Below are 26,029 nucleotides of genomic sequence, written 5' to 3'. Positions count from 1 at the left end.
CCATGCATCCATCCCTTCCTGTTTCTTCCAACCCCACTTCTGCCTCCACGCCCGTGCTCCAAGCGCTGGGCGCCGTGGTGGACTACGGCGAGCGCACCATCCTCCAGGGCCTGAACCTGGCCGTGCATGCGGGCGAGATCTATGCGCTGCTGGGCGCCAACGGCGCGGGCAAGACCACCACGCTGAGTCTGCTGCTGGGCTTTGTGCGGCCGCGCAGCGGGCAGGTGCGCGTGCAGGGCGTGGACCCGGTGACGGCGCCTGCACAGGCGCGTGCCCTGATCGCCTATATCCCCGAGAACGTGGCGCTGTACGAGCACCTGAGTGCGCGCGAGAACGTGGCCTACCTGCTGGAGCTGGCGGGCCAGCCGGCCACGGCCGGTGCCATCGGCCAGGCGCTGTCTGCCGCAGGGCTGGACGCCGCCGCGCACGACCGGCGTGTCTCCGGCTTTTCCAAGGGCATGCGCCAGAAAGTGGCGATTGCGCTGGCGCTGGCGCGCAAGGTGCCGGCGCTGCTGCTGGACGAACCCTCCTCGGGCCTGGACCCGCAGGCCACGGCCGAGTTCAGCCGGCTGCTCATGCAGTTGCGCGGCCAGGGCGTGGCCATTCTCATGGTCACGCACGACCTGCTGGGGGCCGCCGATGTGGCCGACCGCATGGGCTTCATCGCAGGCGGGCGCCTGATCGAGGAAGTGGCTGCCAGCGGCGAGGGGCGCTTCGATGTGCGCGCACTGCACCGCCACTATGCAGGGGTGGGCATGGACAGGCACACGGACACGGACATTGAAGCCGACAGGCGGGGGGCAGCGGCATGAGCGCGGCCTGGACCATTGCGCGCGAGGAATGGCGCCTGCTGCTGCGCGACCGCGTGGCCGTGCTGGGAATGGCGCTGTGGCTGCTGCTCAGTGCCGCTGCCGCCTTCACCGCCTGGGACCAGCGCAGCGCGGCCCAGGCCCAGCGCGAGCGCCACCAGTCCCAGGTGGACAGCGAGTTCGAAGCCCAGCCCGACCGCCATCCGCACCGCATGGTGCATTACGGCCACTTCGTGTTCCGTCCGCTGAATCCGCTGGCGGCCTTTGATGCGGGCATCGACGCCTACACCGGCCACACGCTGTTTCTGGAGGGCCACCGCCAGAACAGCGCCAACTTCGGCGATGTGCGCCAGTCCTCGCTGCTGCTGCGGTTCGGCCAGCTCACGCCGGCCTTTGTGCTGCAGGTGCTGGCGCCGCTGCTGCTGGTCTTCATGGGCCATGCCTGCATTGCACGCGAGCGCGAGGCCGGCACCCTGCGCGTGCTGCTGGCCCAGGGCGTGGGCACGCGGCAATTCGTGGCCGGCAAGCTGCTGGCGCTGGCGGGCGTGGCGGCCCTGGTGCTGCTGCCGGCCCTGCTGGCCCTGGCCTGGATGGCCGTGGCCACGCCGGTGCCCATCAGCCTGGTGGCCACGCTGGCGGCGGGCCATGTGCTGTGGCTGATGCTCTGGGCGGTGGGCATCGCCGCTGTCTCGGCCTTCATGCGGCGCGGGCGCGATGCCTTGCTGGCCCTGCTGGCGGCCTGGGCCGTCGCCGTGGTACTGCTGCCCCGTCTGGTGCCTGAGCTGGTGGGATCTGCCCTGGCGCTGCCCACGCGCTTCGAGACCGACATCGCCACCGCGCGCGAACTGGCGGCACTGGGCGACAGCCACAATCCCGACGATCCCTATTTCGCCGCTTTCCGCGCCAGGGTGCTGGCGCAGTACGGTGTCTCGCGCGTCGAGGATCTGCCCGTCAACTACAAGGGCCTGGTCGGCATGGAGGGCGAGCGGTTGACCAGTGAACTCTTCAGGCGCCATGCCGAGGCCAGCTTCGATCTGCAGGCCGAGCAACTGCGCCGGGCCGACGCATTTGCCCTGGTCAGCCCCGTGATCGCGCTGCGCCGCCTGTCCATGGCCGTGGCCGGGACCGACCTGCAAGGCTACCGGCGCTTTCTGGAGCAGGCCGAGCAGCATCGCTACCGCATGGTGCAGGCCCTCAACCGTCTGCAGGTGGACAAGCTCAGTTATGCGGCCGACCGATCGAGCCGCGACAACCGCATCGGCCACGAGCACTGGCGCGGCGTGTCCGCTTTCCACCACGAGCCCGATCCACCGCTGGCGGCCCTGAGCCGTGCGGCGCCTGGCGCCTGCGTGCTGCTGGCATGGCTGGCTGCACTGGTAGTGGCCTTGCTGCTGGCCGCGCAACGGCTGGGGAGGGTGGCGCGATGAGCTGGCTCCTGCACGAATGGCGTCTTCTGACGCGCTCGCGCCTGGCACCGTGCGCCCTGGCCTTGCTGTTGCTGCTGTCCACGCTGGCCGTGCTGTCGGGCCTGCGCGAGATCTCCGCACAACGCCAGACCCTGGACCGCCTTGCGCAACTGCAGCAACAGGACATGGCTGCCCAGGCAGGCCGGCATGCCCAGTCCGGCGACGCAGGCTCGGTGGCCTATTACGGCTTTCACGCCACCTGGGATGCACCATCGTCCACGGCCTTTCTTGCCCTGGGCCTGCGTGATGCCGCGCCCTATGTGCTGCGCGTGCGTGCCCTGGCGCTGCAGGCGCAGCTGCATGAAGGCGAAATCTTCAATCCGGAGCTGGCGCTGGCGGGCCGCTTCGACTTCGCCTTCGTGCTGGTCTACCTGGTGCCGCTGTTCCTGATCGCGCTGCTCTACGACCTGGTCTCGGGCGAGCGCGAATCGGGTCGCCTGGGCACGCTGCAGGCCATGCCCGGCACCGGGCGGCGGCTGTGGCTGCGCCGCGCGGGACTGCGTTGCTCGCTGGTGCTGGCCTGCGTGATGCTGCCTGCCCTGGCAGGTGCACTGGCCGGCGGTGCGGCGGCCGGCGCCCTTGCCACGGTGCTGCTGTCCGCCACGGCCTATGTGGTTTTCTGGAGCGGCCTGTGCCTGGTGGTTGCCACGCTGGGCGGCAGCTCGGTCGCCAATGCCATGGCCCTCATGGGCTGCTGGGCCGTGCTGACCCTGGTGCTGCCCACGCTGGCCAATGCCGCTCTGTCGCGCACCATCCCCGTGAGCCAGGGCGTGGAGCTGATGCTGGCCCAGCGCCAGACCGTGCATGGCGCCTGGGACCTGCCGCGCGAGCAGACCATGGAGCGCTTTTTCCGCAACCACCCCGAATGGCGCGACACCGCGCCGCTGCCCGCAGGCTTTCACTGGAAGTGGTACTACGCCTTCCAGCAGCTCGGCGATGAAAGTGTCGCGCCCCAGTTCGCCGCCTACCGCGCCGGCCTGCAGGCACGCCAGGCCTGGACCGGGCGCCTGGGCTGGCTGCTGCCCGGCGTGGGCGTGCAGGCCGCGCTGCACCGCCAGGCCGGCACCGACCTGCTGGCGCAACTGGCCTATCAGGACGACATCGCCGCCTTTCACGCGCGCCTGCGCGCCTTCCTCTATCCCTATCTGTTTGAGGACCGCGCATTCGGTGCGCAGGATTTTGCGGCCCAGCCCGCCTTCACGGCCAGCCTGCGGCCTGCGCGGCCGGCCTGGGCGCAGACGGCAATGCTGTGGGTGGTGGCTGCGCTGGCCGTGCTGGCCGCCTGTTTTGCCGCAGGCCGCGTCCGGCCCGGCAGGCGCTGAGCAAAGGGCGGGTAAAAAAGAAACAGCCATGGCTCAGGCAGGGCCTGCACCATGGCTGTCATCTTCTTGATCCGTGGGCCAGAGGCTGAGCCCGAGGCTGGCGGCCGCCTGCTATTGCACGTTCTGGTGGCAGTCGCTGCAGACGCCGTACAGCGTCATCTCATGGCGCTCCACCACAAAGCCTTCGGGGGCAATGCGCTGCATGTCGCCAGGGCAGCCGGGCACGTTGAACACGCGGTTGCAGCTCATGCAGCGGAAATGGTGGTGATGGGCGCGGCCGCTGAGTTCGTAGCGCGTGGCCTCGCCCGGCAGGTCCACGGCCTGCACTTCGCCCGCTTCCATCAGCTGCTTGATGTTGCGGTACACCGTGGCCAGCCCGATGGCTGGCACCTCGCGCTGCGCTGCGCCCAGGATCTCGGCCGGAAGCAGGGGGCGTCCAGCCTCTTCCATGACCGTGCGTATCGAACTGCGCTGACGGGTCGAGCGTTCCATGGGCCTGAACAAGCGCTCCACGATGGGCTGAGTGTGTCTAGTCATGGTGATTCCGTTATTTGCTATAACAATCTCGACGCGATTAGTCAGTGTTCACGAACGCTCACAGCCGAATTGGAACTGTGCCTGCCTGTAGCTCCTGCAGGCATGGAGATGCAGTCTAGGCAACGAATCCTTGCTCCAAAGACAACAGATCACAGTTGACGGACTGCAGGTATTCCATTCCTGCAATTTGGCGCGAGTATATGTCGTGAGCATTCGATGGTCCTTGTGCGAAGGTTAAATGCCATAGCCGTCAACAATGCTGTAATGGGATGTAATTGATCTATTGCTTGAAGAGTGCTTGGAATGCGGGGGCTTATGGCGCTTTATGTCTGGAATGCAACAGATGGCGCTGGCCAAAGATGGGGTGCAGTTGCCTGCATGGATAGTGTATTTCCAATTCAGATGGATTGCATCAATGCGCTTCATTTGTCTATGCTCCGTTCCCTTGAAAGGGAAGAGGAGGCCGCCCTGGAACTGATTCCCAGGGCGGTTCACACAATGACACGCCTGGTCATCAGCCATACGCCACATCCATATGCCATTGGGCGAGCAGCTGCATTTCCGTGAATTGCGCGGCCACCATAGGAATAGAAATCCAGGGCGGCGGCAGGCGCTTCATCGACGGCATCGTCACCCGCTTTGGCATGCAGGGACGGGACCACCGCCACTATGCCTGCAAGACGCGCCTGAGCCGCTGGCTGTGGCTGGAAACGCGCAAGAGCGAATTTCGCATCCTCCAGAACCAGACCGTGCCCGACATCATCGAGCAGGTATTGGGCGTCTATGGCCATCCGCTGCAAAGGAAACTCACGCGCGCCTATCGCAGCTGGGACTGCTGCGTTCAATTCAACGAAAGCGATTGCGATCTTGTCCCGCGATGGATGGAGCACGAAGGCATCTACTTCTTCTTCTTCTTCTTCTTCTTCTTCTTCTTCTTCTTCTTCGAGCATGCCTCGCACGGCGCATTGCCCGGGGATGAATTCATTCCTTTCTATCCTCCTGAAAAGGCCGGCGCAGGCGATCCGCAAAACAACCACGCCCGGCAGCGGGAGCAGGGAATCAAACCGGGCCGCCATTGCAGCGACGGCCCTGAAGTTGCACGGGCAGGCATGGCCAGGACGTAACAGTAAGCCGCATGGGACAGATGCGGTCCAGGCGTTGAGGCCCCTGGCCTGGGCATGCCGGCCAGGGATCTCGTTCAAGTCCGGTTGATGGACACGCCACCATCGACCACCATGGCCGTGCCGGTGATGAAGCTGGATGCGTCCGACGCCAGAAACAGCGCCGCCGCCGCGATTTCTGCGGGCGTGGCGAGGCGCTTGAGGGCGTGCAGGTTTTCGACGAAGGCGCGCGCCTCGGGCGTGGGGGTGCTGGCGCGGCCCATGGGTGTGTCGGTGCCGCCGGGCAGCAGGGCGTTGGCGCGCAGGCCGCGGGGGCCGTATTCGGCGGCGATGACCTGGGTGAGGCCGACGAGGCCGGCCTTGCTGGCGGCATAGGCGCCCATGCCGGGCAGGCCCGCCGTATGGCCCACGAAGGTGGACGTGAAGATCAGCGAGCCGCCGCCGCGTGCCAGCAGGGCCGGTATCTGGTGCTTGGCACCCAGAAAGGCACTGGTGAGGTTGGTGGCGATGGCGTCCTGCCAGGCCTGCAGCGAGAGATCGGGCAGGGCGCAGGGATCGCCGGTCATGCCTGCATTGTTGAAGGCGATGTCCAGGCCGCCAAAGCGTGCCGTGGCGGTCTCGACCAGCGCCTGTGCCAGCGGCTCGTCCCGCACGTCGCCGGCCAGCGCGATGGCCTGGCCGCCGTTGTGCTCGATCTCCGCCACCAGCGTCTGCAGTTCCGGCTGGCGGCGGGCCGTGAGTACCAGCCTGGCGCCGTGGCGGGCAAACAGCCTGGCGGCTTCGCGGCCTATGCCTGAGCTGGCGCCGGTGATGAGGGCGACTTTTCCGTGGAGTTGCTGTGGCGATGGCTGCATCTCGCACCTTTTCTTTCCGTGAATGAGGGAAAGCGGTTTGTAGTGCGGCGCAGGCGCAGGCGCATCCCGCTTCTTGCACGGGTGCCGGTCCGCACCTGGTTGCAGCGGGCTCTGGCGGCTCAGTCTTCCCCCAGATCCAGGTGCGCGAACAGGTCGGCCAGCGTGGGCGTGGAGCGTGCGGGCCAGATGGCGCTGAGGTCCAGGCTGGGCAGGGCCTGGCCGTCGCGCACCTCGCAAAAGCGCACGCCGCGAAAGTCCATGGAGCGTATCCAGCTGGGCAGCAGGGCCACGCCGCAGCCGCCGGCCACGCAGGCCAGCACGGTGAGGGTACGGTTGGCTTCCTGCGCCACATGGGCCTCGTGCCCGGCCTTGCGCAGCGCGTCGAGGATGCCGGCATGCAGCACGGGCAATTGCGCCTGCGGGTACATCACCAGCCCGGCCTCGGCGATCTGGGCCAGGCTGACCCGGCCGTCCTCGCCGATCTGCAATTCATCGGGCACGGCGGCCACCAGGCGCTCGCGCAGCAGCTGGCGCTCGCGCATGCGCCCGCCCACGGCCACGGGCGTGTGCATGAGGCCGATGTCGATGGCGCCGGTCTGCAGGGCCTCGGCCTGCTCGGCATTGCTCATCTCGCGCAGGATGACCCGCACGCCGGGCGCCTGCTGCCGCAACGCGCGCAGGGCGCGGGGCAGGGTGCCGAAAAGCGCCGAGGACACCAGGCCCACGGTCAACTGGCCCGCACTGCCCCTGGCGATCTCGCGCGCGCGGCTGGCGGCGGCATCTATGCGGGCCACGCTGGTGCGCACATCGTCCAGCATGGCCAGGGCGGCCGGCGTGGGCAAGGCGCCCTGGCGTGAGCGCTGGAACAGCTGCACGCCCAGGTCTTTCTCCATGCGCGCCAGGGTCTGGCTCAGGGCCGGCTGTGCAATGCCCAGCCAGTCGGCTGCGCGGCTGACGCTGCCCTGGTCCACCACCGCGAGAAAGTAGCGCAGATGCCGGGTTTCCATATCGATCCAGTATGAATAAATCCATTTTGAAGAATGGAAATATATACCCCCCGTTCCTAGAATCCGGCCCCATGCCCCCAGCGCCGCGCCTTGCATGGCGCAACCCACAAGGAGTTCGTCCCGTGTCTGCCGTGCCCCGGTTCGCCATTGCGTCCAGCGTCGATACCCACGCCCATGTCTTCGAGCGTGGCCTGCCCATGCCCGATGTGCGCCGCTACGCGCCCGACGCAGATGCGGCCCTGGCCACGTATCTGGAGCACCTGGACGCGCATGGGCTGGCCCATGGCGTGCTCGTGCAGCCCAGCTTTCTGGGCACGGACAACAGCTACCTGCTCCAGGCACTGCGCGCCCAGCCGCAGCGCCTGCGCGGCGTGGCCGTGGTGGATGAGAGCACGGGCGATGAACAACTGCAGGCCCTGGCCGATGCCGGCGTGGTGGGCATGCGCCTGAACCTGATCGGCCTGCCTTTGCCCGATCTGAATGCGCCCGGTTGGCGCCGCGTGCTGGAGCAGGCCAACACCCTGGGCTGGCATGTGGAGTTGCACCTGCAGGCCGGGCGCTTGCCGGACCTGCTGCCCGCCTTGCTGGCAGCCGGCTGCCGCGTGGTGATTGACCACTTCGGTCGTCCTGACCCGGCCCTGGGCGTGCGCGATCCGGGCTTTGGCCATCTGCTGCAGCAGGCCGACAGCGGCCGTGTGTGGGTCAAGCTATCCGCGCCCTACCGCATCTGGCAGGCCGCCGACTGCGCCGCCTCGGGCCGGCAGGCCACCGTGCAATTGCTGCAGGCCTTCACGGCCGGGCGACTGCTTTGGGGCAGCGACTGGCCGCACACGCAGCACGCCGGCCAGGCCAGCTATCCGGCGGCCGTGCGCTGGCTGCAGGCCTGGCTGGACGATGCCGGCCCCCTGCAGGCCGTGCTGGGCCGCACCGCCTTCGCGCTGTTCCGATTCCAAAACGACATGCCAAACCAAGGAGACACACCATGAATTCCCTGTCCAGACGCACCGCCAGCCTGTGGGCGGCCGCAGGCCTGCTTTGGGCCGTTGCCGGCATGGCCGCGCCGGCTGCTGCGGCTGCAGCGACTGCAGCGGCTGCAGCGGCCAGCTACCCCGAGCGCCCCGTCACCCTGGTCGTGACCTATCCGCCGGGCGGCACCGTCGATGTGGTGGCGCGCCTGATCGGCCCCAGGCTGTCTGCCGAGCTGGGCCAGCCCGTGGTGATCGAGAACCGCGGCGGGGCAGGCGGCATGATCGGCGGCGCCCAGGTGGCCAAGGCCCAGCCCGACGGCTACACCCTGATGCTCGATGCCTCCAACCACGCGCAGAACCCGGCCATCCACGCGCGCATGCAGTTCGACACGCTCAAGGCCTTTGCACCCGTGTCGCTGCTGCTGCGCGTGCCCAATGTGCTGGTGGTGGCGCCGTCGTCCCCCATCAAGAGCGTGCAGGACCTGATCCAGGCCGGCCGCTCCGAGGCGGGCGGGCATCTGTACTTTGCGTCCGCAGGCCCGGGCTCGGCCCAGCACCTGGCGGGCGAGCTGTTCAACCTGCTGGCCAGGACGCAGCTGCACCATGTGGCCTACAAGGGCGGCGGCCCGGCCATGATGGATGTGATGTCGGGCCAGGTGCCGCTGATGTTTGCCAGCATGGGCTCGGCCTGGCAGCACGTGAAGACCGGCAAGCTGCGCGCGGTGGCCGTGGGCGGGCTGGAGCGCTCCAAGGCTGCGCCCGAGCTGCCGACCATTGCCGAGTCGGGCGTGCCCGGCTACGAGACCTATGAATGGAACGCCATCTTTGCGCCGGCCGGCACGCCGCCCGCCATCGTGAACCGGCTGTCCACGGTGCTGGCCAAGGTACTGCGCGAGCCCGCCATCGTGGAGCGGCTGGCTGGCATAGGCGCCGAGCCCATAGGCTCCACGCCGGCCGAGCTGGAGACCTTCCGCCGCGCCGAGATCGCCAAATGGCAGAAGGTGGTGAAGGATTCCCGGCTCAAGCTGGACTGAGCGCGTGCAGGCCAGAAGCCGGACCATTGCGGTCTGCTGTACACCGCAGGCAGCCCTGGCGCGTTGAACAGGAACGGGCGCTGGCTTGAACGGGTTCTTACACCTTTTCAGGCGCAGCGGCCCACGCGGCCCCGCGCGCTTGGTAGAAACGGGGCCTTTCCTGTTTCACCCACTTCAAAAGAACATGGCCCTGCTCACCTTGCGATCCACCTTGCGCGCCGCGGCCGCCCTTGCGCTGGCCTGCTCGGCCCTTGCGGCCCAGGCGCAGACCTACATCAGCGGCTCGGTCTCGGGCCAGTTGGCACCGGGCGTCTACGGCACCGTGGACATCGGCAACGCGCCGCCGCCAGCGCTGCTGTACCAGCGCCCCGTGATCATTGCGCCGGCCCCCATGGCTCCGCCGCCTGTCTACATGTGGGTGCCCCCGGGCCACGCCAAGCACTGGGGCAAGCATTGCGCCCGCTACGGCGCCTGCGGCCGCCCGGTGTACTTCCTGCGCAACCCGCCGCCGCACTGGCACGCCGGGCCACCGCGGCCTGATCCTCGCTGGCGCGAGGAGCGCCGCCACCGTGAATGGGAACACCGCCGCGATGACCGCCGCTGGGACCGTGACGATCGCCACGATCGCCATGGCGGGCGTGGTGACGACCACCGCGGCCGCGGGCATGACCATGATCGCGGCCGGGGCCATGGCCGCGATTGAGCGGCACCGCATAAAAATAAGTTGTATCAAGCAGTTGCGGCGCTCGGGCGTCGCAGTCTGTGGCCCAGGCCTGGCATTGGGCTATGCCGGTTTGCTATAGCTGCTAGCGGGCTTGCTCAGTGGTGCCCGGCCCGCGCCATGCTCACAATAGCTGTCATACCCATACTGATAGAGACAGCCATGCAAACGGCCATTCCCTGCCTGCTGATGCGGGGCGGTACTTCCAAGGGCCCCTTCTTCCGGGCCACCGATCTTCCCTCCGACCTGCCCACGCGCGACCGCGTGCTGCTCGCGGCCATGGGCTCGCCCGACAAGCGGCAGATCGACGGCGTGGGTGGCGCGCATCCGCTGACCAGCAAGGTCGGCATCGTCAGCCTCTCCGACAAGGAGGGCATCGACCTCGAATTCCTCTTCGCCCAGCTGCAGCCCGACAAGGACACGGTGGACACCACGCCCAACTGCGGCAACATGCTGGCCGGCGTGGTTCCCTTTGCGCTGGAGACCGGCATGGTCTCCTCGCGCGGCGAGACCAGCACCTTCCGCGTGCTGACGCTGAACACCGGCATGGCGGCCGACATCACCGTGCAGACGCCCGGCGGCCAGGTGGAGTACGAAGGCTCGGCCCGCATCGACGGCGCGCCCGGCAGCTCGGCACCCATCGAGATCAGTTTCCTGGACACGGCCGGATCGGTCTGCTCGGGCCTGCTGCCCACGGGCAAGCCCCGGGACACGGTCACGGTCACGGGCGAGGGGTTCGAGCCCTTCACGCTCGACGTCACCTGCATAGACAACGGCATGCCGCTGGTGATCTTCAAGGCCGCCGACGTGGGCGCCACCGGCCTGGAGACCGTGGCCGAACTCAACGCCGACACCGACCTCAAGCGCCGCATCGAGGCGCTGCGCCTGCAGATCTCCCGGACCATGGGCCTGGGCGATGTCTCGGCCAAGAACTACCCCAAGATGACGCTGATCGCGCCGCCCCGGCATGGCGGCGCGCTGACCACGCGCAGCTTCATCCCCCACGTCTGCCATGACGCCATCGGCGTGCTGGCAGCCGTCACCGTGGGTACGGCCGTGAAGATGCCGGGCACCGTGTGCGAGGGCGTGGCGCAGCTGCAGCAGGGCACGGGTCCGCTCACCGTCTCGGTAGAGCATCCCACGGGCGAGTTCAGCGTCACGCTGGACAGCGATCCGGCCCATCCCGAAGTGGTGACCAAGGCGGCCCTGCTGCGCACGGCGCGCCTGCTGATGCGCGGCGAAGTGATGGTGCCGCGCTCGGCCTGGGACGGCCGCAGGCAGGACTGAAGAAACAGCGCAGGGGCTTGCCGGCCCCTGCAGTGCAAGGGGCGGCTCGCGCGCGCAGATGCGGTATCCGCCAGGCTGAGAGACAGTGGAAGAGACAAGTCATGACATCCGTCCAGAAGGACGCCGCAGCAACCGGCGTCAATGTGCAGACCCTGCTCAACGAGCACCCGTTTTCGGGATTCCAGTGGGTGATCTTTGCGCTGTGTTTCCTGATCGTCCTGCTCGACGGCTTTGACACGGCGGCCATCGGCTACATCGCGCCCTCGCTGATCGGCGAGTGGGGCGTGAGCAAGCCTGCGCTGGCGCCCGTGCTCAGCGCGGCGCTGTTCGGCCTGGCCGCAGGCGCCCTGTTCTCTGGTCCGCTGGCTGACCGGCTGGGCCGCAAGACCGTGCTGGTGGGTTCGGTGGCGGTGTTTGCCGTGTCCTGCCTGGCTTCGGGCTTTTCGCCCGACATCTGGACGCTGGCCGTGCTGCGCTTCGTCACCGGCCTGGGCCTGGGCGCCGCCATGCCCAATGCCGTCACGCTGATGAGCGAGTACTGCCCTGATTCGCGCCGCGCCACGCTGACCAACGCCATGTTCTGCGGCTTTCCGCTGGGCGCGGCCTTCGGCGGCTTTCTGGCGGCCTGGATGATCCCGCATTTCGGCTGGCGCAGCGTGCTCATCCTGGGCGGTGCCGCGCCGCTGCTGCTGCTGGTGGCCCTGGTCGTGCTGCTGCCCGAGTCGGTGCGCCACATGGTGGCCAACAACTACCCGGCCGAGCGCATCCGCAAGGTGCTGGCGCGCATTGCCGGTGATGCCGTGCAGGGCGTGCAGCGCTTCGTGCTGACCGAGTCCAAGCCCCAGCCCGAATCCCAGGCCAGCAGCGGCATGGGCGTGGTGCTGTCGCGCGAGTACCGGGTGGGCTCGATCATGCTGTGGATCGCCTACTTCATGGGCCTGGTCATCTTCTACGCGCTGATGAACTGGATGCCCGTGCTGTTCAAGGAAGCGGGCCTGGACCCCAAGACCGGCACCCTGGTGGCCGCGCTGTTCCCGCTGGGCGGCGTGGGCGCCGTGCTGTTCGGCTGGCTCATGGACCGCTTCAATGCCAACCGCATCATCGCCATCGGCTATGCGCTGACGGCGGCCTCGATCTGGTGGATAGGCCAGACGGCCGGCCACCTGGGCTGGCTGGTGGTGGCCGTCTTCCTGGCCGGCACCATCATGAACACCGCGCAATCGTCCATGCCGGCGCTGGCCGCCGCCTACTACCCCACGCGTGGCCGTGCGACGGGCGTGGCCTGGATGCTGGGCATCGGGCGCTTCGGCGGCATCGCGGGCTCCTTCCTGGTGGCCGAGCTGTCGGCGCGCCAGCTGGGTTTCAGCGAGATCTTTGCCGTGGTGGCCATTCCGGGCGTGATCGCCATGGCCGCCCTCATCATCAAGCAGTACAGCAGTCCCGAGCCGCAAGGCGGCGCGGCGCCTGCCGCACCCCTCCACTGACCCCTCCACTGACACATTCCCACCCCATAAAGACGCAGGAGACCATCCGATGATCATCGACGTACACGGCCACTACACCACCGCGCCCGCGGCCCTGGGCGCCTGGCGCGACCTGCAGATCGCAGGCCTCAAGGACCCGTCCAAGGCCCCCAGGGCCAGCGACCTGAAGATCAGCGACGACGAGATCCGCGAGACCATCGAGACCAACCAGCTCAAGCTGATGAAGCAGCGCGGCTCCGATCTCACCATCTTCAGCCCGCGCGCCAGCTTCATGGCCCACCACATCGGCGACTTCCAGACATCGAGCACCTGGGCCGCCATCTGCAACGAGCTGTGCTTTCGCGTCAGTGAGCTGTTTCCCGAGCATTTCATCCCGGCCGCCATGCTGCCGCAGTCGCCGGGCGTGGACCCCGCCACCTGCATCCCCGAACTGGTCAAGTGCGTGGAGCAGTACGGCAACGTGGGCATCAACCTGAACCCCGACCCTTCAGGCGGCCACTGGACCTCGCCCCCGCTGTCGGACCGCTCCTGGTATCCCATCTACGAAAAGATGGTGGAGTACGACATCCCCGCGATGGTCCACGTCTCCACCAGCTGCAACGCGTGCTTCCACACCACGGGCGCCCACTACCTGAATGCCGACACCACGGCCTTCATGCAGTGCCTGACCAGCGACCTGTTCAAGGACTTCCCCACGCTCAAGTTCCTGATCCCCCATGGCGGCGGCGCCGTGCCCTACCACTGGGGCCGTTTCCGCGGCCTGGCGCAGGAGCTCAAGAAGCCGTTGCTGGACGAGCACCTGCTCAACAACATCTTCTTCGACACCTGCGTCTACCACCAGCCCGGCATCGACCTGCTGACCAAGGTGATCCCGGTCAAGAACATCCTGTTCGCCAGCGAGATGATCGGCGCCGTGCGCGGCATCGACCCGACCACGGGCCATTACTACGACGACACCAAGCGCTACATCGAGGCCACGGCCAACCTCACCGAAGAGGAGCGCTACCAGGTCTACGAAGGCAACGCGCGCCGCGTGTTCCCGCGCCTGGACGCCGCCCTCAAGCACAAGGGCCTGTAAGCAGGCCGCCACCACAGATCCAAGGAGAACACCATGTACGAACTCGGTGTGGTTTACCGCAACATCCAGCGCGCCGACCGCGCGGCCGCCGACGGCCTGGCCGCCCTGGGCTCGGCCACCGTCCACGAGGCCATGGGCCGCGTGGGCCTGCTCAAGCCCTATATGCGTCCCATCTACGCGGGCCAGCAGGTCTCGGGCACGGCCGTCACCGTGCTGCTTCAGCCCGGCGACAACTGGATGATGCATGTGGCCGCAGAGCAGATCCAGCCCGGCGACATCGTGGTCGCGGCCGTGACCTCGGAATGCACGGACGGCTACTTCGGCGACCTGCTGGCCACCAGCTTTCAGGCGCGCGGCGCGCGTGCGCTGATCATCGACGCCGGCGTGCGCGACGTGAAGACGCTGCAGGAAATGAACTTCCCCGTGTGGAGCCGCGCCATCTCCTCCAAGGGCACGATCAAGGCCACGCTGGGCTCGGTCAACATCCCCGTGGTCTGCGCAGGCATGTGGGTCACGCCCGGCGACGTGATCGTGGCCGATGATGACGGCGTGGTCTGCGTACCCGCCGCCAAGGCCGCCGCCACGCTGCAAGCCGCGCAAAAGCGCGAAAGCTTCGAGGGCGAGAAGCGCGCCAAGCTGGCTTCCGGCGTGCTGGGCCTGGACATGTACAAGATGCGCGAGCCCCTGGAAAAGGCCGGCTTGCGCTATATCGATTGAGGAGGAGAAGCGCATGAGCAATTTCGAGAAGACCCCCGGCTGGCTGGACTGGTACGCCGGCCCCTCCAAGCCGAAGTTCCAGGTGCCGGCAGGCGCTGTGGATGCCCACTGCCACGTCTTCGGCCCTGGCGATGAATTCCCCTTCGCGCCCGAGCGCAAGTACACGCCCTGCGACGCCAGCAAGCAGCAGCTGTTCGCGCTGCGCGACCACCTGGGCTTTGCGCGCAACGTCATCGTGCAGGCCACCTGCCACGGCGCCGACAACCGCGCCATGGTCGATGCCTGCAAGGCCGCCAACGGCAAGGCGCGCGGCGTGGCCACGGTGCGCCGCAGCGTGACCGATGAGGAACTGCAGGAGCTGCACGCCGCCGGCGTGCGCGGCGTGCGCTTCAACTTCGTCAAGCGCCTGGTGGACTTCACGCCCAAGGACGAGCTGCTGGAGATCGCGGGCCGCATCGCCAAGCTCGGCTGGCACGTGGTCATCTACTTCGAGGCCGTGGACCTGCCCGAGCTGTGGGATTTCTTCACCAGCCTGCCCACCACCGTGGTCGTGGACCACATGGGCCGCCCCGATGTGAACAAGCCCGTGGACGGCCCCGAGTTCGAGCTGTTCCTCAGGTTCATGCGCGAGCACCAGAACGTCTGGAGCAAGGTCAGCTGCCCAGAGCGCCTGTCCGTCACCGGCCCCAAGGCGCTGGACGGCGAGCAAAAGGCCTACCGTGACGTGGTGCCCTTCGCCCGCCGCGTGGTCGAGGAGTTCCCCGACCGCGTGCTGTGGGGAACCGACTGGCCCCACCCCAACCTCAAGGACCACATGCCCGATGACGGCCTGCTGGTCGATTTCATCCCGCACATTGCACCGACTGCCGAGCTGCAGAAGAAGCTGCTGGTGGACAACCCCATGCGCCTGTACTGGCCCGAAGAGGCCTGAAGGCGACCATGTCCGGCCTGGGTGCCGGACATATTCAAGGAGATATCCATGGCATTGGACAAACCCTATCTGGACGTGCCCGGCACCATCATTTTTGATGCCGAGCAGTCCCGCAAAGGCTACTGGCTCAACCAGTTCTGCATGTCGCTGATGAAGGCCGAGAACCGCGAGCGCTTCAAGGCCGACGAACGTGCCTACCTGGACGAATGGGCCATGAGCGAGGAACAGAAGCAGGCCGTGCTTGCCCGCGACCTCAACTGGTGCATGCGCACGGGCGGCAACATCTACTTCCTGGCCAAGATCGGCGCCACGGACGGCAAGAGCTTCCAGCAGATGGCAGGCTCCATGACCGGCATGTCCGAAGAGGAATACCGCAACATGATGGTGGGCGGAGGCCGTTCGGCCGAAGGCAACCGCCGCGTGGGCGAGGAGGGCGATGCCCAGGCCCACCGCCAGCCGCAGGGCAAGGCCGGCAGCGTGGACAAGAACAACAAGGAAGGCAACTGACATGGCGCGCATCACCGCATCCGTCTACACCTCGCATGTGCCCGCCATCGGCGCGGCCATGGACCTGGGCAAGGCAGACGAGCCCTATTGGCAGCCGCTGTTCAAGGGCTTCGAGCACTCGCGCCAATGGCTCAAGGACAACAAGCCCGACGTGATCTTCCTGGTCTACAACGACCACGCGACCGCGTTCAGCCTGGACTTCATCCCGACGTTCGCCATCGGCACGGCCGCCGAATACCAGCCCGCCGACGAAGGCTGGGGCCCGCGCCCCGTGCCCAAGGTCGTCGGCCATCCCGAGCTGGCCAGCCACATTGCGCAGTCCGTGATCCAGCAGGACTTCGACCTCACCATCGTCAACAAGATGGACGTGGACCACGGCCTGACCGTGCCGCTGTCGCTGATGTGCGGCGAGCAGGATGCGCGCACGGGCGCCTGGCCCTGCCCGGTGATTCCGTTTGCCGTGAACGTGGTGCAGTACCCCGTGCCGTCGGGCCAGCGCTGCTTCAACCTGGGCCGTGCCATCCGCCGCGCCGTGGAAAGCTTCGACGAAGACCTGAACGTGCAGATCTGGGGCACGGGCGGCATGAGCCACCAGCTGCAGGGCGCGCGTGCGGGCCTGATCAACAAGGAGTGGGACAACCGCTTCCTGGATCTGCTGATCGAGAACCCTGCCGGTTTGGCCAAGATGCCGCATATCGACTACGTGCGCGAGGCCGGCTCCGAAGGCATCGAGCTGGTGATGTGGCTGATCGCGCGCGGCGCCATGGCCGATGTGGATGGCCCTGCGCCGCTGCCCAAGGTCAACCACCGCTTCTACCATGTGCCCGCGTCCAATACGGCCGTGGGACACCTCATCCTGGAGAACGGCTGAGGCCCCCACGTTCATCACTGCGTGTATTCACTGCCCCCCGAGGGGGCCTTCGCCTCCTTGAGGCGGCTCTACGGAGACTCATATGAGCAACAAGACCATCAAAGTCGCCCTGGCGGGCGCCGGTGCCTTCGGCATCAAGCACCTGGACGGCATCAAGAACATAGCCGGCGTGGAAGTCGTCTCCCTGGTGGGCCGCGAGCTGGCCAAGACCCAGGAAGTGGCCGACAAGTACGGCATCAAGCATGTGACCACCGAGCTGGCCGACAGCCTGGCCCTGCCCGAGGTGGACGCCGTCATCCTGTGCACGCCCACGCAGATGCATGCCGCCCAGGCCATCGAATGCCTGAAGGCCGGCAAGCATGTGCAGGTGGAGATCCCGCTGGCCGACAGCCTCAAGGACGCCCAGGCCGTGGCCGATCTGCAAAAACAGACCGGCCTGGTGGCCATGTGCGGCCACACGCGCCGCTTCAACCCCAGCCACCAGTGGGTGCACAAGAAGATTGAGGCCGGCGAGTTCAACATCCAGCAGATGGATGTGCAGACCTACTTCTTCCGCCGCACCAACATGAACGCGCTGGGCCAGGCCCGCAGCTGGACCGATCACCTGCTGTGGCACCACGCCGCCCACACCGTGGACCTGTTCGCCTACCAGGCCGGCAGCCCCATCGTGAAGGCCAACGCCGTGCAAGGCCCCATCCATCCGGAACTGGGCATTGCCATGGACATGAGCATCCAGCTCAAGGCCGCCAATGGCGCCATCTGCACGCTGAGCCTGTCGTTCAACAACGACGGCCCGCTGGGCACCTTCTTCCGCTACATCGGCGACACCGGCACCTACATCGCGCGCTATGACGACCTCGTCAACGGCAAGGAGGAGAAGATCGACGTTTCCAAGGTCGATGTGTCCATGAACGGCATCGAGCTGCAGGACCGCGAGTTCTTCGCCGCCATCCGCGAAGGCCGCGAGCCCAATGCCAGCGTGGCCCAGGTCCTGCCCTGCTATCAGGTCCTGCACGACCTCGAAAAACAGCTCACCCCCTGAGCCGCTTCGCGTCTTCCCCCTGAAAGGGGGACGACACCCTCGGTGCGGGGCGGCCCTTCCTCGGTGTCTCTGAGTTGGGCCGAGCCAGTTTTACGCGTATTTGATCGTAAGAGAACGATGCCACTTGGGCGTGGCGCGACAATCATGTTTCCACCCGGAGTACCGCAATGACCGATTCCTCCTCCAGCAGCCGGGAAGACGTGCCCGAGGCGTCCAATCGCCTCGGGATCGACGGCATAGAGTTCATCGAGTACACGACCAGCCAGCCCCAGGCCCTGGGCCAGGTGCTGGAGGGGCTGGGTTTTCGCCCCGTGGCGCGGCACCGCTCGCGCGAGGTGACGCTGTACCGGCAGGGGGACATGAACCTGGTGGTCAATGCGGGCGCTGCCGATGCGCTGGCCAATGCCGCCTCGGACGGGCAGCCCGTCATCTCGGCCGTGGCGCTGCGCGTGCAGGATGCCCTGCAGGCGCATACGCGCTGCATCGAGCTGGGGGCCTGGGCGGCGCCCAGCCAGGCCCAGGCGATGGAGCTGCACATCCCGGCCATCCACGGCCCGGGTGGCAGCCGCTTCTATTTTGTCGATCGATGGCAGGAGTTCTCCATCTACGACATCGATTTCAAGCCCGTCGCCGGGGCCGATCCCCATCCACCGGCGCTGGCCGGCCTGGGCTATTTCGGCGTGGTCCAGTACATAGGGCGTGGCCGCAGCGCCGACTGGATCACCTACTTCGAACGCATGTTCGACTTCCACCTGCTGCCCGACGCGCAGCGCTTCGGCATCCTGCCCAAGGGCAAGCTCATGCGCAGCCCCTGCAAGCGCTTCCTGTGGCAGCTCATCGAGCCCGATCCGGGCCTGGAGTGGGACGACATGCCCGAGCGCCTGCAGCGCATCGGCCTGGGCACCACCGACGTGCCTGGCGCCGTGCAGGCGCTGCGCCAGCGCGGCGTGGAGTTCGTGGAATCGAGCCGCCTGCACCCCGATGACCGCGGCGCGCTCACGCGCAACGCCATGGGCACCGTGGTGTTCGAGCTGGTGCACCGCGACGCCTAGTGCAAAGCCTGGCGCGCCGCCGTCCGATTCAACCGCCGATACACACAACGATCCTGGAGGGCAACATGGGCTTGCTGGACAGCTATGGCATGGACACCATCACTCTGAATGGCTCGCTGGAGGCCAAGCTCGACGCCATACGGCGCGCGGGCTTCACCCAGGTCATGCTCAGTGCGCGCGACCTGGCCGGTCACCCGGGCGGCGTCAAGGCGGCGGCGGCGGCCGTGCGCGCCAGCGGCCTGCGGCCCACGGGCTTTCAGGTGCTGCGCGACTTCGAGGGCCTGTCCGACCACCTGCACCACTACAAGGTGGACATCGCCAAATCCATGCTGGAGATGTGCGCCGAGATCGGCAGCCCCGTGCTGCTGGCCTGCTCGTCCACCTCGCGCCATGCCACGGGCGACCTCGACGTGATTGCGCGCGACCTGCGCAAGCTGGCCATGCTGGGCATTCCGCTGGGCGTGAAGATCGCCTACGAGGGGCTGTCCTGGGGCCGCAACGTCAACGAATTCACCACCAGCTGGGACGTGGTCTGCCGCGCCGACATGTCCAACCTGGGCATCGGCCTGGACTCCTTCCACATCCTGGCCGCCAAGACGCCGCTGGATGCGCTGGAGCTGATCGACCGCGACAAGATCTTCCTGGTGCAGCTGTCCGACTTCATGTGGCATGACGCGCCCACCTTCGAGGAACGCATGGCCACGGCGCGCACCTTCCGCGTGTTTCCGGGCGAGGGCGTGCACAGCGAGCGCCTGGCCGACCTGGTGCTGCGCCTGGACCGCCTGGGCTACCGGGGCGACTACAGCTTCGAGGTCTTCAACGACGACTACCAGCAACTGCCGCTGGACACCGTGGCCGAGCGTGCGCGCCGCAGCGCGCAGTGGCTCAACGACGACGTGCTGCACCGGCCCGTGCCGCTGCCGGCCTGGGCGCGCACGGGCGTGAGGGGCCCGTCGGTTTGACGGCAAAATGGGCCTTCGACATTGCAAGGGAGCGCTGGCCGCTCCCTTGCTTCTTTTCCCTGTGAGAAAACCATGACCAACCTGTCCACACGCCACCTGGGTCCCTTCTCCGTCAGCGCCGTCGGCCTGGGCTGCATGAACCTCAGCCACGCCTATGGCCATCCGCCGTCCCCCGAGCAGGGCAGGGCCGTGCTGCATGCGGCGCTGGACGCCGGTGTCACCCTGTTCGACACGGCGGCGCTGTATGGCTTCGGCGCCAACGAATCCCTGGTCGGCCCCGTGCTCAAGTCCCACCGCAACCACATCACCCTGGCCAGCAAATGCGGCATGGCCGGCGTGCGCGGCGACGATGGCGTGGTGCGCCGCGTGATCGATGGCCACCCCAGGACCCTGCGCCGCAATTGCGAAGACAGCCTGCAGCGCCTGGGCACCGATGTCATCGACCTCTACTACCTGCACCGCTGGGACCGCCGCGTGCCCATCGAGGAATCGGTGGGCGAGATGTCGCGCCTGGTGGAAGAGGGCAAGGTGCGCGCCCTGGGCCTGTCCGAGATCGGCGCCGACGCGCTGCGCCGCGCCCATGCCACCTTCCCCATCGCCGCGCTGCAAAGCGAGTATTCGCTATGGTCGCGCAATGCCGAGCTGGGCACGCTGCAGGCCTGCAAGGAACTGGGCATTGCCTACGTGGCCTTCAGCCCGCTGGGCCGCGCCTTCCTCACCGGCAAGCTCCAGGAGGTCGAGGGCCTGGTCAAGGGCGATATCCGCGCCGCCATGCCGCGCTTCGCGCCCGAGGCCTATGCGAAGAACCTGCAACTGCTCGCGCCCATGCAGTCGATCGCCGAGCGCGCCGACTGCACGCTGGCCGAGCTGGCCATCGCCTGGGTGCTGCACCAGGGCGAGCATGTGATTGCACTGCCGGGCACCACCAGCGTGGACCACCTGCACGAAGACCTGCGCGGCGGCGCCGTGCGCCTGGATGCGGCCCTGCTGGCCGAACTGGACGACCTCTTCAAGCCCGAGCGCATCCAGGGCGACCGCTATGCCGTGGCTTCGCAGCGCGAGGTGGACACGGAAAAATACGCGTTCGAGACGGTCTGAACACGCCGCAGGCCGCTCATGGCATGGATGCGGCCAGGTCGAATGGCGCCGTGGGCGTGCCCTGGTGGAAGCGCATCTGCCAGCCCAGGGCCGTGCGCAGCCAGACCGAGGAGCGCAGCGTATGCCTGCCGGCCGTTCCATCCTCGGCCACGCTGGCCGAGCGGTAGGTCAGCAGCGCGCTGTCCGGCCCCAGGCGCGCCAGGGCGAATCCATCTGCCACCAGCTGCAGCGGCGGCTGAGGCTGCACGGCAGCGCCCAGGCTGCCTACGCTGTCGGCCTTGTCATGCACGCCGCCCGAGCGGCCGAATTCCAGGAAGTCTTCATGCAGCAGCGCCTGCAGCTGGCCTGCGTCCGATCGCACCTGCGGATCGTGCAGTCGCACTTCCAATGCCTGCAGATGCTGCAGCAGATGGTCGTCGCCGCCATGCATGTCCAGGTCAGGAAGTTGCGCCATGGCCATGTTGTTCACCATCAGATCAGATCCCGCATGGCCTGCGCCGTCTCGCGCAGCATGGGCAGCACGCGCGCCACGGCGTCCTTGCCGGTTTCGCGGCCCATGGGCATGGTGATGTTGAGGGCGCCGGCGAGCGCACCGTGGCGGTCGCGCAGCGGCACGGCAATGCCGCGCGAGTCCAGGTTGAGCTGCTGCTCGCACAGCGCCCAGTCCTGGGTGCGGATCAGGGCCAGCTCGCGGCGCATTTCGGCGGGGCAGGTGATGGTGTGCGAGGTGAAGACCGTCAGCGCGCGGTTGTCCAGCCAGTGCTCCAGCTCGGCGTCGCTGCGCATGGACAGCATCAGCATGCCGGCCGCCGTGACCTGGGCCGGCACGCGGGCGCCCAGCACGTAGCCGGTGTTCATGTTGCGGTTGGGTCCGTTGCGCGCGATGTAGACCACCTCGTCGTCGTCCAACACCGCCAGGTAGGCGGTTTCATGGGTGCCGGCCGCCACGCGCTGCAGGAACGGCTGGACGATGCGCGGCAGCCGTGCCGACTCCAGGTACGACTGGCCCAGCCGCAGTACGCGCGGCGTGAGCCAGAACAGCTTGCCGTCCCCCGCCACGTAGCCCATGTGCTGCAGCGTCAGCAGGTAGCGCCGCGCGGCGGTGCGCGTCATGCCCGTGCGCTGGCCGGCCTCGGCGGCCGTCATGCGCGGGTGGGCGTCGTCAAAGGCTTCGATGATCGATACGCCGCGTTCAAGTCCGGCAATCCAGTCGCGCTGGGCGAGGGTGGAAGGTGTTGTCATGGCGAGCTTGAGTTTTCCGTATTAACCCTGGGTGCGTGCGATTATCGAACAGCGCGGTGCGATCAGCGCACATGCCTTTCGAAATTGGCTTGGGCGCATCCATAGGCGGGAACTACATTTTTTACATCCCGCTGGCCTGGCCGCAAGCATCGAGCAGGGGCCTTTTCTACATGGAGGAGACAACACATGAGCGCAACCCCGATACACACACAGCCCACCGGGCACCAGCCGCGCAAGGCCGCTACCAGCGGCTGGATAGGCTCGGCCCTGGAGTACTACGATTTCTTCATCTACGCCACGGCTGCGGCGCTGATCTTTCCGCAGATCTTCTTTCCGCAGGGTGATCCGGCGATTGCCATCATCGCCTCGCTGGCTACCTATGGCGTGGGCTATGTGGCGCGGCCCATCGGCGCCTTCGTGCTGGGCCACCTGGGCGACACGCACGGGCGCAAGCAGGTGCTGGTGTGGTGCATGTTCCTGATGGGCTTTTCCACCATCGCCGTGGGGCTGCTGCCCACCTATGACCAGGTCGGCCTGTGGGCACCGGCGCTGCTGGTGCTGATGCGGCTGATCCAGGGCTTTGCCGTGGCCGGCGAGATCTCGGGCGCCAGCTCCATGATCCTGGAGCATGCACCGTTCGGGCGGCGCGGCTTCTTCGCCAGCTTCACGCTGCAGGGCGTGCAGGCCGGCCAGATCCTGGCAGCGGCCGTGTTCCTGCCGCTGGCGCACTACATGCCCACCGAGCAGTTCAACAGCTGGGGCTGGCGCATTCCCTTCATCCTGAGCTTCGTGGTCATCATCGCGGGCTGGATCATCCGCCGCGAGGTCAACGAGACCCCGGCCTTCACCGCCGCAGGCCGCAGCGAGGCGCGTCCGCGTTCGCCCGTGGTCGAGGCCTTCCGCCACCATTCGCCCGACATGCTGCGCGTGGTCTGCATGGCGCTGATGAACGTGATCCCCGTGGTGGCCACCATCTTCGGTGCCGCCTATGCGGTGCAGCCCGCCTACGGCATCGGCTTCGCCAAGGACATGTACCTGTGGATTCCCGTGGTGGGCAACATCGTCGCGGTGCTGGTGATCCCCATGGTGGGCAACCTGTCCGACCGCATCGGCCGGCGCCCGCCCATCATCTTCGGCGCGCTGCTGTCGGGGCTGCTGGCCATCGGCTACCTCTACGCCATCAGCACGCGCAACATGCCGCTGGCCTTCGCCATGTCCATCCTGATGTGGGGCGTGGTCTACCAGGGCTACAACGCGGTGTTCCCCAGCTTCTACCCCGAGCTGTTCCCGACCCGCACGCGCGTCTCGGCCATGGCCATCTCGCAGAACGTGGGCACGGCCATCACCGCCATGCTGCCCGCGCTGTTCACGGCCGTGGCGCCTCCGGGGTCCCAGAACATCTGGCTGACGGTGGGGCTGATCGCCTTCGGCATCACCGTGGTCGCGGCGCTGGCCGCCTGGAGCGCCCGCGAGACCTACCGCGTGCGCATGGAGGATCTGGGCGAGGCCGGTGCACGGCCTGTGGACCCCGCCGAGTACGAGCGCCTGCGCACCCAGGCCCTGGCCCAGTCCGGCCGCTGAATTTCACACGCCACATACCGCCAACTCAAGCATCCGAAAGCCCAGGGAATGATTTCCGGAAAAACCACCCTCATCGCGCACATCGGCGATCCCACCGAGACCTTCAAGTCGCCCATGATCTACAACCCATGGTTCGACGGCCGGGGCATAGACGCCTGCGTCGTGCCCATGGGCGTGAAGGCGGCGCATTTCGCGCCGGACTTCGCGGCCATCATGCGTTTCACCAACCTGCGCGGCGCGCTGATCACCATGCCGCACAAGGTGTCCGTGGTGGACCTGGTGCACGAGGTCACGCCCGCCGTGCACATTGCAGGCGCCTGCAATGCCGTGCTGCGGCGCGAGGATGGCACGCTGCTGGGCGACCAGTTCGACGGTGCGGGCTTTGTGCGCGGCGTGCTGCGCAAGGGGCGGCAGCTGCAGGGCGCGCGGGTGCTGATTTCCGGGGCGGGTGGCGTGGGGTCGGCGATTGCCGCCTCGCTGGCGGCAGCCGGCGTGGGCGAGCTGATGCTGTTCGACACGCGGGCCGAGAGCGCGCAGGCCCTGGCCGGGCGGCTCGCTGCCTACTACCCGAGGTTGAAGGTGGGCACGGGCTCCAGGGACCCGCAGGGCTTCGACGTGGTCGTCAACGCCACGCCGCTGGGCATGAAGGCCGATGACCCGCTGCCGTTCGACGTGCAGCGCATCGCGCCCACCACCTTTGTGGGCGAGGTGGTGATGAAGTCCGAGTTCACACCCCTGCTGCGCGCCGTGCGCGACAAGGGCTGCGACTTCCAGGTGGGCACGGACATGCTGTTCGAGATGATTCCCGCCTACCTCGAATTCTTCGGCTTCGGCAGCGCCACGCCCGACGAGCTGCGCGCCACCGCGCACATCTCCTACTGATCCAGCCGACAGACAACCGGCCCGGGATGCGTCCAGGGCAGGGCGCAGCCACGCCCGAAAAAGCATTTTTCACAGAGAAGGAGACAAGACCATGCAACAGCAAATGCACCAGACACCGCGAGTGCCGCAGCGCGGGGCCCTTCGCATCCTGGCCCTTGCCACCGTGCTGGGCGCCTGGGGCGCGGGTGCCCACGCCCAGTCCTCGGTCACCATCTACGGCAGCGTGGACCAGTACATCAACCACATGCGCAGCAGCTCGGGCGCATCCATGACCACGCTGGAGGACGGCGCCCTGCTGCGCAGCCGCCTGGGCTTTCGCGGGCAGGAAGACCTGGGTGGTGGCCTGTACGCCAAGTTCCAGCTGGAGATGGGCATCAACGCCGACAACGGCACGCAGGCCGACAGCACGCGCGGCTTCGACCGCCAAAGCTGGGTGGGCCTGGGCGGCGGCTGGGGCGAGGTGCGGCTGGGCCGGCAGAACACCGTGATCTTCGGGCGCGGCGACTACATCGACTTCACCTCGCGCACCTTGGGATCGATGGTCAACAACTTCGGCGTGCCCTCGCGCTTCGACAACGACATCTCCTACACCTCGCCGCGCGTGGCCGGTTTCCTGTTCGAGGCCCACTACGCCATGGCCGAGACCGGTGCTCCAGCGCGCCAGGCCATCTACCAGTTGGGCCTGGACTACCTGAACGGCCCCTACCGCGTCGGCTATGCAGGCCTGTATGCGCGTGCGCCGCAGAACGCGGCCTATACCGACGCGGTCCGCTACGACAACCTCTACGCCAACTATGACTACGGCAAGGGCAAGGTCCAGCTGGCCTTTGTGCGGTCCAACAACAGCACGGCGGGCTCGGCGGGCAACAACACGGGCACGGTGCTGGGCAATGTGGGCGGGCTGGTGGCGGGCACGAATGCCGATGTGCGCCGCTTCTACCGCGTCTGGCAGCTGTCGGCCGACTACCGCGTGACGCCGCAGCTGCGCGTGGGCGCGCTGTGGGGCCGCATACAGGATGGCTCGGACAGCGGGCGCGGCGCATCGGGCGGCGCGGTCGCGGCCTACTACGACCTGTCCAGGCGCACCATGCTCTACGCGGTGGCCGAGCAGCTGAAGAACGACCGCAATGCGGGCTTCCGGCTGGCGGCCTCGGGCGGCATGAAGCCCAACTTCACATCGGCCGACGACGTCAACGGCCGCACCATCAAGGGCGTGCAGCTGGGCGTGCTGCACCGCTTCTGAGAGGGGCTCGCCATGGCCCAATAGCGCAGGTGGCGCAGGTGGCGCGTGGCCTGGCCCAGCCGCTGCTCAGCGTGCGCTACGGCCTGCGCAACCTGCAGATCACCGAGGCCATTGCGCAGGCTGCCCGCATGGGCGCCGCCATCGACACCACGGCCTGACCCGGACGCCACCGGCACGCCATCCTCCATCCAAGACATCGAGCCACGGAGCCAC

Annotated in this window: 26 protein-coding genes; 21 read left to right on the top strand and 5 right to left on the bottom strand. The window is 67.5% G+C overall.

What is annotated here, in order from left to right; genetic code table 11:
• The first annotated feature begins 2 nt into the window (after window positions 1–2).
• Genes A9976_RS30830 through A9976_RS30820 form a run of 3 tightly spaced genes read left to right on the top strand, consistent with a single transcriptional unit; the run spans window position 3 to window position 3,597 of the window.
• Complete coding sequence (locus A9976_RS30830; RefSeq protein WP_183022127.1) at window positions 3–812, top strand: ABC transporter ATP-binding protein; 810 nt, start codon at window positions 3–5, stop codon at window positions 810–812.
• Window positions 809–2,236 carry a DUF3526 domain-containing protein gene (locus A9976_RS30825; RefSeq protein ID WP_183022126.1) on the top strand — a complete coding sequence of 476 codons (1,428 nt, stop codon included), beginning with the start codon at window positions 809–811 and terminating at the stop codon, window positions 2,234–2,236. Before A9976_RS30830 ends, A9976_RS30825 begins: the two co-directional genes overlap by 4 nt.
• Window positions 2,233–3,597, top strand: coding sequence for a DUF3526 domain-containing protein (locus A9976_RS30820; protein WP_183022125.1), 1,365 nt, complete (start codon window positions 2,233–2,235; stop codon window positions 3,595–3,597). Before A9976_RS30825 ends, A9976_RS30820 begins: the two co-directional genes overlap by 4 nt.
• Before the next feature lie 111 nt (window positions 3,598–3,708).
• Here A9976_RS30820 and A9976_RS30815 read toward each other — a convergent pair whose 3' ends face one another.
• Window positions 3,709–4,134 (bottom strand): Fur family transcriptional regulator, encoded by a 426-nt coding sequence (locus A9976_RS30815; RefSeq protein ID WP_012206260.1) that lies wholly within the window; start codon window positions 4,132–4,134, stop codon window positions 3,709–3,711.
• Window positions 4,135–4,697: 563 nt separating this feature from the next.
• Here A9976_RS30815 and A9976_RS30810 point away from each other — a divergent pair.
• Window positions 4,698–5,258, top strand: coding sequence for a phage late control D family protein (locus A9976_RS30810; protein ID WP_310889437.1), 561 nt, complete (start codon window positions 4,698–4,700; stop codon window positions 5,256–5,258).
• A gap of 74 nt (window positions 5,259–5,332) precedes the next feature.
• Here the strand turns inward: A9976_RS30810 and A9976_RS30805 are convergent, their stop codons facing one another.
• Window positions 5,333–6,109, bottom strand: coding sequence for an SDR family oxidoreductase (locus tag A9976_RS30805; protein ID WP_183022124.1), 777 nt, complete (start codon window positions 6,107–6,109; stop codon window positions 5,333–5,335).
• Between the two features lie 119 nt (window positions 6,110–6,228).
• On the bottom strand, window positions 6,229–7,116 hold the full coding sequence (locus tag A9976_RS30800; protein ID WP_183022123.1) for a LysR family transcriptional regulator: 888 nt from the start codon (window positions 7,114–7,116) through the stop codon (window positions 6,229–6,231).
• A 122-nt stretch (window positions 7,117–7,238) separates the two neighbouring features.
• On the opposite strand from A9976_RS30800, the gene A9976_RS30795 reads away from it, so the two are divergent.
• The 14 genes from A9976_RS30795 to A9976_RS30730 all read left to right on the top strand — a co-directional run bounded on the left by A9976_RS30795 (window position 7,239) and on the right by A9976_RS30730 (window position 20,868).
• Complete coding sequence (locus tag A9976_RS30795; RefSeq protein WP_183022122.1) at window positions 7,239–8,102, top strand: amidohydrolase; 864 nt, start codon at window positions 7,239–7,241, stop codon at window positions 8,100–8,102.
• On the top strand, window positions 8,099–9,118 hold the full coding sequence (locus A9976_RS30790; RefSeq protein ID WP_183022121.1) for a tripartite tricarboxylate transporter substrate binding protein: 1,020 nt from the start codon (window positions 8,099–8,101) through the stop codon (window positions 9,116–9,118). The genes A9976_RS30795 and A9976_RS30790 overlap by 4 nt, the downstream gene beginning before the upstream one ends.
• Before the next feature lie 184 nt (window positions 9,119–9,302).
• Window positions 9,303–9,821: a hypothetical protein gene (locus tag A9976_RS30785; protein WP_183022120.1), complete on the top strand. Its 519-nt coding sequence runs from the start codon at window positions 9,303–9,305 to the stop codon at window positions 9,819–9,821.
• Window positions 9,822–10,001: 180 nt separating this feature from the next.
• Entirely contained in the window at window positions 10,002–11,126 is a 1,125-nt protein-coding gene (locus A9976_RS30780) for a 4-oxalomesaconate tautomerase (RefSeq protein WP_183022119.1), read from the top strand.
• A gap of 101 nt (window positions 11,127–11,227) precedes the next feature.
• Complete coding sequence (locus A9976_RS30775; RefSeq protein WP_183022118.1) at window positions 11,228–12,610, top strand: aromatic acid/H+ symport family MFS transporter; 1,383 nt, start codon at window positions 11,228–11,230, stop codon at window positions 12,608–12,610.
• A gap of 49 nt (window positions 12,611–12,659) precedes the next feature.
• On the top strand, window positions 12,660–13,688 hold the full coding sequence (locus tag A9976_RS30770; protein WP_183022117.1) for an amidohydrolase family protein: 1,029 nt from the start codon (window positions 12,660–12,662) through the stop codon (window positions 13,686–13,688).
• A 33-nt stretch (window positions 13,689–13,721) separates the two neighbouring features.
• On the top strand, window positions 13,722–14,405 hold the full coding sequence (ligK, locus tag A9976_RS30765) for a 4-carboxy-4-hydroxy-2-oxoadipate aldolase/oxaloacetate decarboxylase (protein WP_071956256.1): 684 nt from the start codon (window positions 13,722–13,724) through the stop codon (window positions 14,403–14,405).
• 13 nt (window positions 14,406–14,418) lie between these two features.
• Entirely contained in the window at window positions 14,419–15,336 is a 918-nt protein-coding gene (locus tag A9976_RS30760; RefSeq protein ID WP_183022116.1) for an amidohydrolase family protein, read from the top strand.
• A gap of 48 nt (window positions 15,337–15,384) precedes the next feature.
• A complete protein-coding gene (gene ligA / locus A9976_RS30755) occupies window positions 15,385–15,843 on the top strand; it encodes a protocatechuate 4,5-dioxygenase subunit alpha (protein WP_012206248.1) in 459 nt (152 codons plus the stop codon).
• 1 nt (window position 15,844) lies between these two features.
• The gene (locus A9976_RS30750; protein ID WP_012206247.1) at window positions 15,845–16,714 is read left to right on the top strand and encodes a class III extradiol dioxygenase subunit beta; all 870 of its coding nucleotides are present in this window, start codon (window positions 15,845–15,847) and stop codon (window positions 16,712–16,714) included.
• Window positions 16,715–16,796: 82 nt separating this feature from the next.
• Window positions 16,797–17,756 carry a Gfo/Idh/MocA family oxidoreductase gene (locus A9976_RS30745; RefSeq protein ID WP_183022115.1) on the top strand — a complete coding sequence of 320 codons (960 nt, stop codon included), beginning with the start codon at window positions 16,797–16,799 and terminating at the stop codon, window positions 17,754–17,756.
• A 167-nt stretch (window positions 17,757–17,923) separates the two neighbouring features.
• Window positions 17,924–18,808 carry a 4-hydroxyphenylpyruvate dioxygenase gene (locus A9976_RS30740; protein ID WP_183022114.1) on the top strand — a complete coding sequence of 295 codons (885 nt, stop codon included), beginning with the start codon at window positions 17,924–17,926 and terminating at the stop codon, window positions 18,806–18,808.
• A gap of 65 nt (window positions 18,809–18,873) precedes the next feature.
• A complete protein-coding gene (locus A9976_RS30735) occupies window positions 18,874–19,770 on the top strand; it encodes a sugar phosphate isomerase/epimerase (RefSeq protein ID WP_183022113.1) in 897 nt (298 codons plus the stop codon).
• 72 nt (window positions 19,771–19,842) lie between these two features.
• Window positions 19,843–20,868 (top strand): aldo/keto reductase, encoded by a 1,026-nt coding sequence (locus A9976_RS30730; RefSeq protein ID WP_183022112.1) that lies wholly within the window; start codon window positions 19,843–19,845, stop codon window positions 20,866–20,868.
• Window positions 20,869–20,884: 16 nt separating this feature from the next.
• Here the strand turns inward: A9976_RS30730 and A9976_RS30725 are convergent, their stop codons facing one another.
• Both A9976_RS30725 and A9976_RS30720 read right to left on the bottom strand, forming a co-directional pair.
• Window positions 20,885–21,340 carry a DUF4440 domain-containing protein gene (locus tag A9976_RS30725; protein ID WP_183022111.1) on the bottom strand — a complete coding sequence of 152 codons (456 nt, stop codon included), beginning with the start codon at window positions 21,338–21,340 and terminating at the stop codon, window positions 20,885–20,887.
• Window positions 21,340–22,110: an IclR family transcriptional regulator C-terminal domain-containing protein gene (locus A9976_RS30720; RefSeq protein WP_012206241.1), complete on the bottom strand. Its 771-nt coding sequence runs from the start codon at window positions 22,108–22,110 to the stop codon at window positions 21,340–21,342. Before A9976_RS30720 ends, A9976_RS30725 begins: the two co-directional genes overlap by 1 nt.
• Before the next feature lie 186 nt (window positions 22,111–22,296).
• Between A9976_RS30720 and A9976_RS30715 the strand changes: the two genes are divergently transcribed.
• The 3 genes from A9976_RS30715 (at window position 22,297) to A9976_RS30705 (ending at window position 25,816) form a co-directional block, all read left to right on the top strand.
• Complete coding sequence (locus A9976_RS30715) at window positions 22,297–23,691, top strand: MFS transporter (RefSeq protein ID WP_183022110.1); 1,395 nt, start codon at window positions 22,297–22,299, stop codon at window positions 23,689–23,691.
• A gap of 48 nt (window positions 23,692–23,739) precedes the next feature.
• On the top strand, window positions 23,740–24,573 hold the full coding sequence (locus A9976_RS30710) for a shikimate dehydrogenase (protein WP_183022109.1): 834 nt from the start codon (window positions 23,740–23,742) through the stop codon (window positions 24,571–24,573).
• A gap of 91 nt (window positions 24,574–24,664) precedes the next feature.
• On the top strand, window positions 24,665–25,816 hold the full coding sequence (locus A9976_RS30705) for a porin (RefSeq protein ID WP_183022108.1): 1,152 nt from the start codon (window positions 24,665–24,667) through the stop codon (window positions 25,814–25,816).
• The last annotated feature ends 213 nt before the right edge of the window (window positions 25,817–26,029 follow it).

It is taken from the genome of Delftia sp. UME58 (assembly GCF_014170385.1).
Taxonomy (GTDB): Bacteria; Pseudomonadota; Gammaproteobacteria; order Burkholderiales; family Burkholderiaceae_C; genus Comamonas; species Comamonas acidovorans.
The sequence above is the reverse complement of the archived record's forward strand: the minus strand, read 5'-3'. Positions and strand labels throughout refer to the sequence as shown.

Excerpts from the sequence above, each read along its gene's own strand:
- A9976_RS30785 (WP_183022120.1), top strand. The coding sequence starts at position 9,303 with ATGGCCCTGCTCACCTTGCGATCCACCTTGCGCGCCGCGGCCGCCCTT.
- A9976_RS30760 (WP_183022116.1), top strand. The coding sequence starts at position 14,419 with ATGAGCAATTTCGAGAAGACCCCCGGCTGGCTGGACTGGTACGCCGGC.
- A9976_RS30830 (WP_183022127.1), top strand. The coding sequence starts at position 3 with ATGCATCCATCCCTTCCTGTTTCTTCCAACCCCACTTCTGCCTCCACG.
- A9976_RS30815 (WP_012206260.1), bottom strand. The coding sequence starts at position 4,134 with ATGACTAGACACACTCAGCCCATCGTGGAGCGCTTGTTCAGGCCCATG.
- A9976_RS30820 (WP_183022125.1), top strand. The coding sequence starts at position 2,233 with ATGAGCTGGCTCCTGCACGAATGGCGTCTTCTGACGCGCTCGCGCCTG.
- A9976_RS30800 (WP_183022123.1), bottom strand. The coding sequence starts at position 7,116 with ATGGAAACCCGGCATCTGCGCTACTTTCTCGCGGTGGTGGACCAGGGC.
- A9976_RS30720 (WP_012206241.1), bottom strand. The coding sequence starts at position 22,110 with ATGACAACACCTTCCACCCTCGCCCAGCGCGACTGGATTGCCGGACTT.
- A9976_RS30735 (WP_183022113.1), top strand. The coding sequence starts at position 18,874 with ATGGGCTTGCTGGACAGCTATGGCATGGACACCATCACTCTGAATGGC.
- A9976_RS30745 (WP_183022115.1), top strand. The coding sequence starts at position 16,797 with ATGAGCAACAAGACCATCAAAGTCGCCCTGGCGGGCGCCGGTGCCTTC.
- A9976_RS30825 (WP_183022126.1), top strand. The coding sequence starts at position 809 with ATGAGCGCGGCCTGGACCATTGCGCGCGAGGAATGGCGCCTGCTGCTG.
- A9976_RS30805 (WP_183022124.1), bottom strand. The coding sequence starts at position 6,109 with ATGCAGCCATCGCCACAGCAACTCCACGGAAAAGTCGCCCTCATCACC.
- A9976_RS30750 (WP_012206247.1), top strand. The coding sequence starts at position 15,845 with ATGGCGCGCATCACCGCATCCGTCTACACCTCGCATGTGCCCGCCATC.
- A9976_RS30790 (WP_183022121.1), top strand. The coding sequence starts at position 8,099 with ATGAATTCCCTGTCCAGACGCACCGCCAGCCTGTGGGCGGCCGCAGGC.
- A9976_RS30740 (WP_183022114.1), top strand. The coding sequence starts at position 17,924 with ATGACCGATTCCTCCTCCAGCAGCCGGGAAGACGTGCCCGAGGCGTCC.
- A9976_RS30780 (WP_183022119.1), top strand. The coding sequence starts at position 10,002 with ATGCAAACGGCCATTCCCTGCCTGCTGATGCGGGGCGGTACTTCCAAG.
- A9976_RS30770 (WP_183022117.1), top strand. The coding sequence starts at position 12,660 with ATGATCATCGACGTACACGGCCACTACACCACCGCGCCCGCGGCCCTG.
- A9976_RS30775 (WP_183022118.1), top strand. The coding sequence starts at position 11,228 with ATGACATCCGTCCAGAAGGACGCCGCAGCAACCGGCGTCAATGTGCAG.
- A9976_RS30730 (WP_183022112.1), top strand. The coding sequence starts at position 19,843 with ATGACCAACCTGTCCACACGCCACCTGGGTCCCTTCTCCGTCAGCGCC.
- ligK (WP_071956256.1), top strand. The coding sequence starts at position 13,722 with ATGTACGAACTCGGTGTGGTTTACCGCAACATCCAGCGCGCCGACCGC.
- A9976_RS30725 (WP_183022111.1), bottom strand. The coding sequence starts at position 21,340 with ATGGTGAACAACATGGCCATGGCGCAACTTCCTGACCTGGACATGCAT.
- ligA (WP_012206248.1), top strand. The coding sequence starts at position 15,385 with ATGGCATTGGACAAACCCTATCTGGACGTGCCCGGCACCATCATTTTT.
- A9976_RS30710 (WP_183022109.1), top strand. The coding sequence starts at position 23,740 with ATGATTTCCGGAAAAACCACCCTCATCGCGCACATCGGCGATCCCACC.
- A9976_RS30705 (WP_183022108.1), top strand. The coding sequence starts at position 24,665 with ATGCAACAGCAAATGCACCAGACACCGCGAGTGCCGCAGCGCGGGGCC.
- A9976_RS30715 (WP_183022110.1), top strand. The coding sequence starts at position 22,297 with ATGAGCGCAACCCCGATACACACACAGCCCACCGGGCACCAGCCGCGC.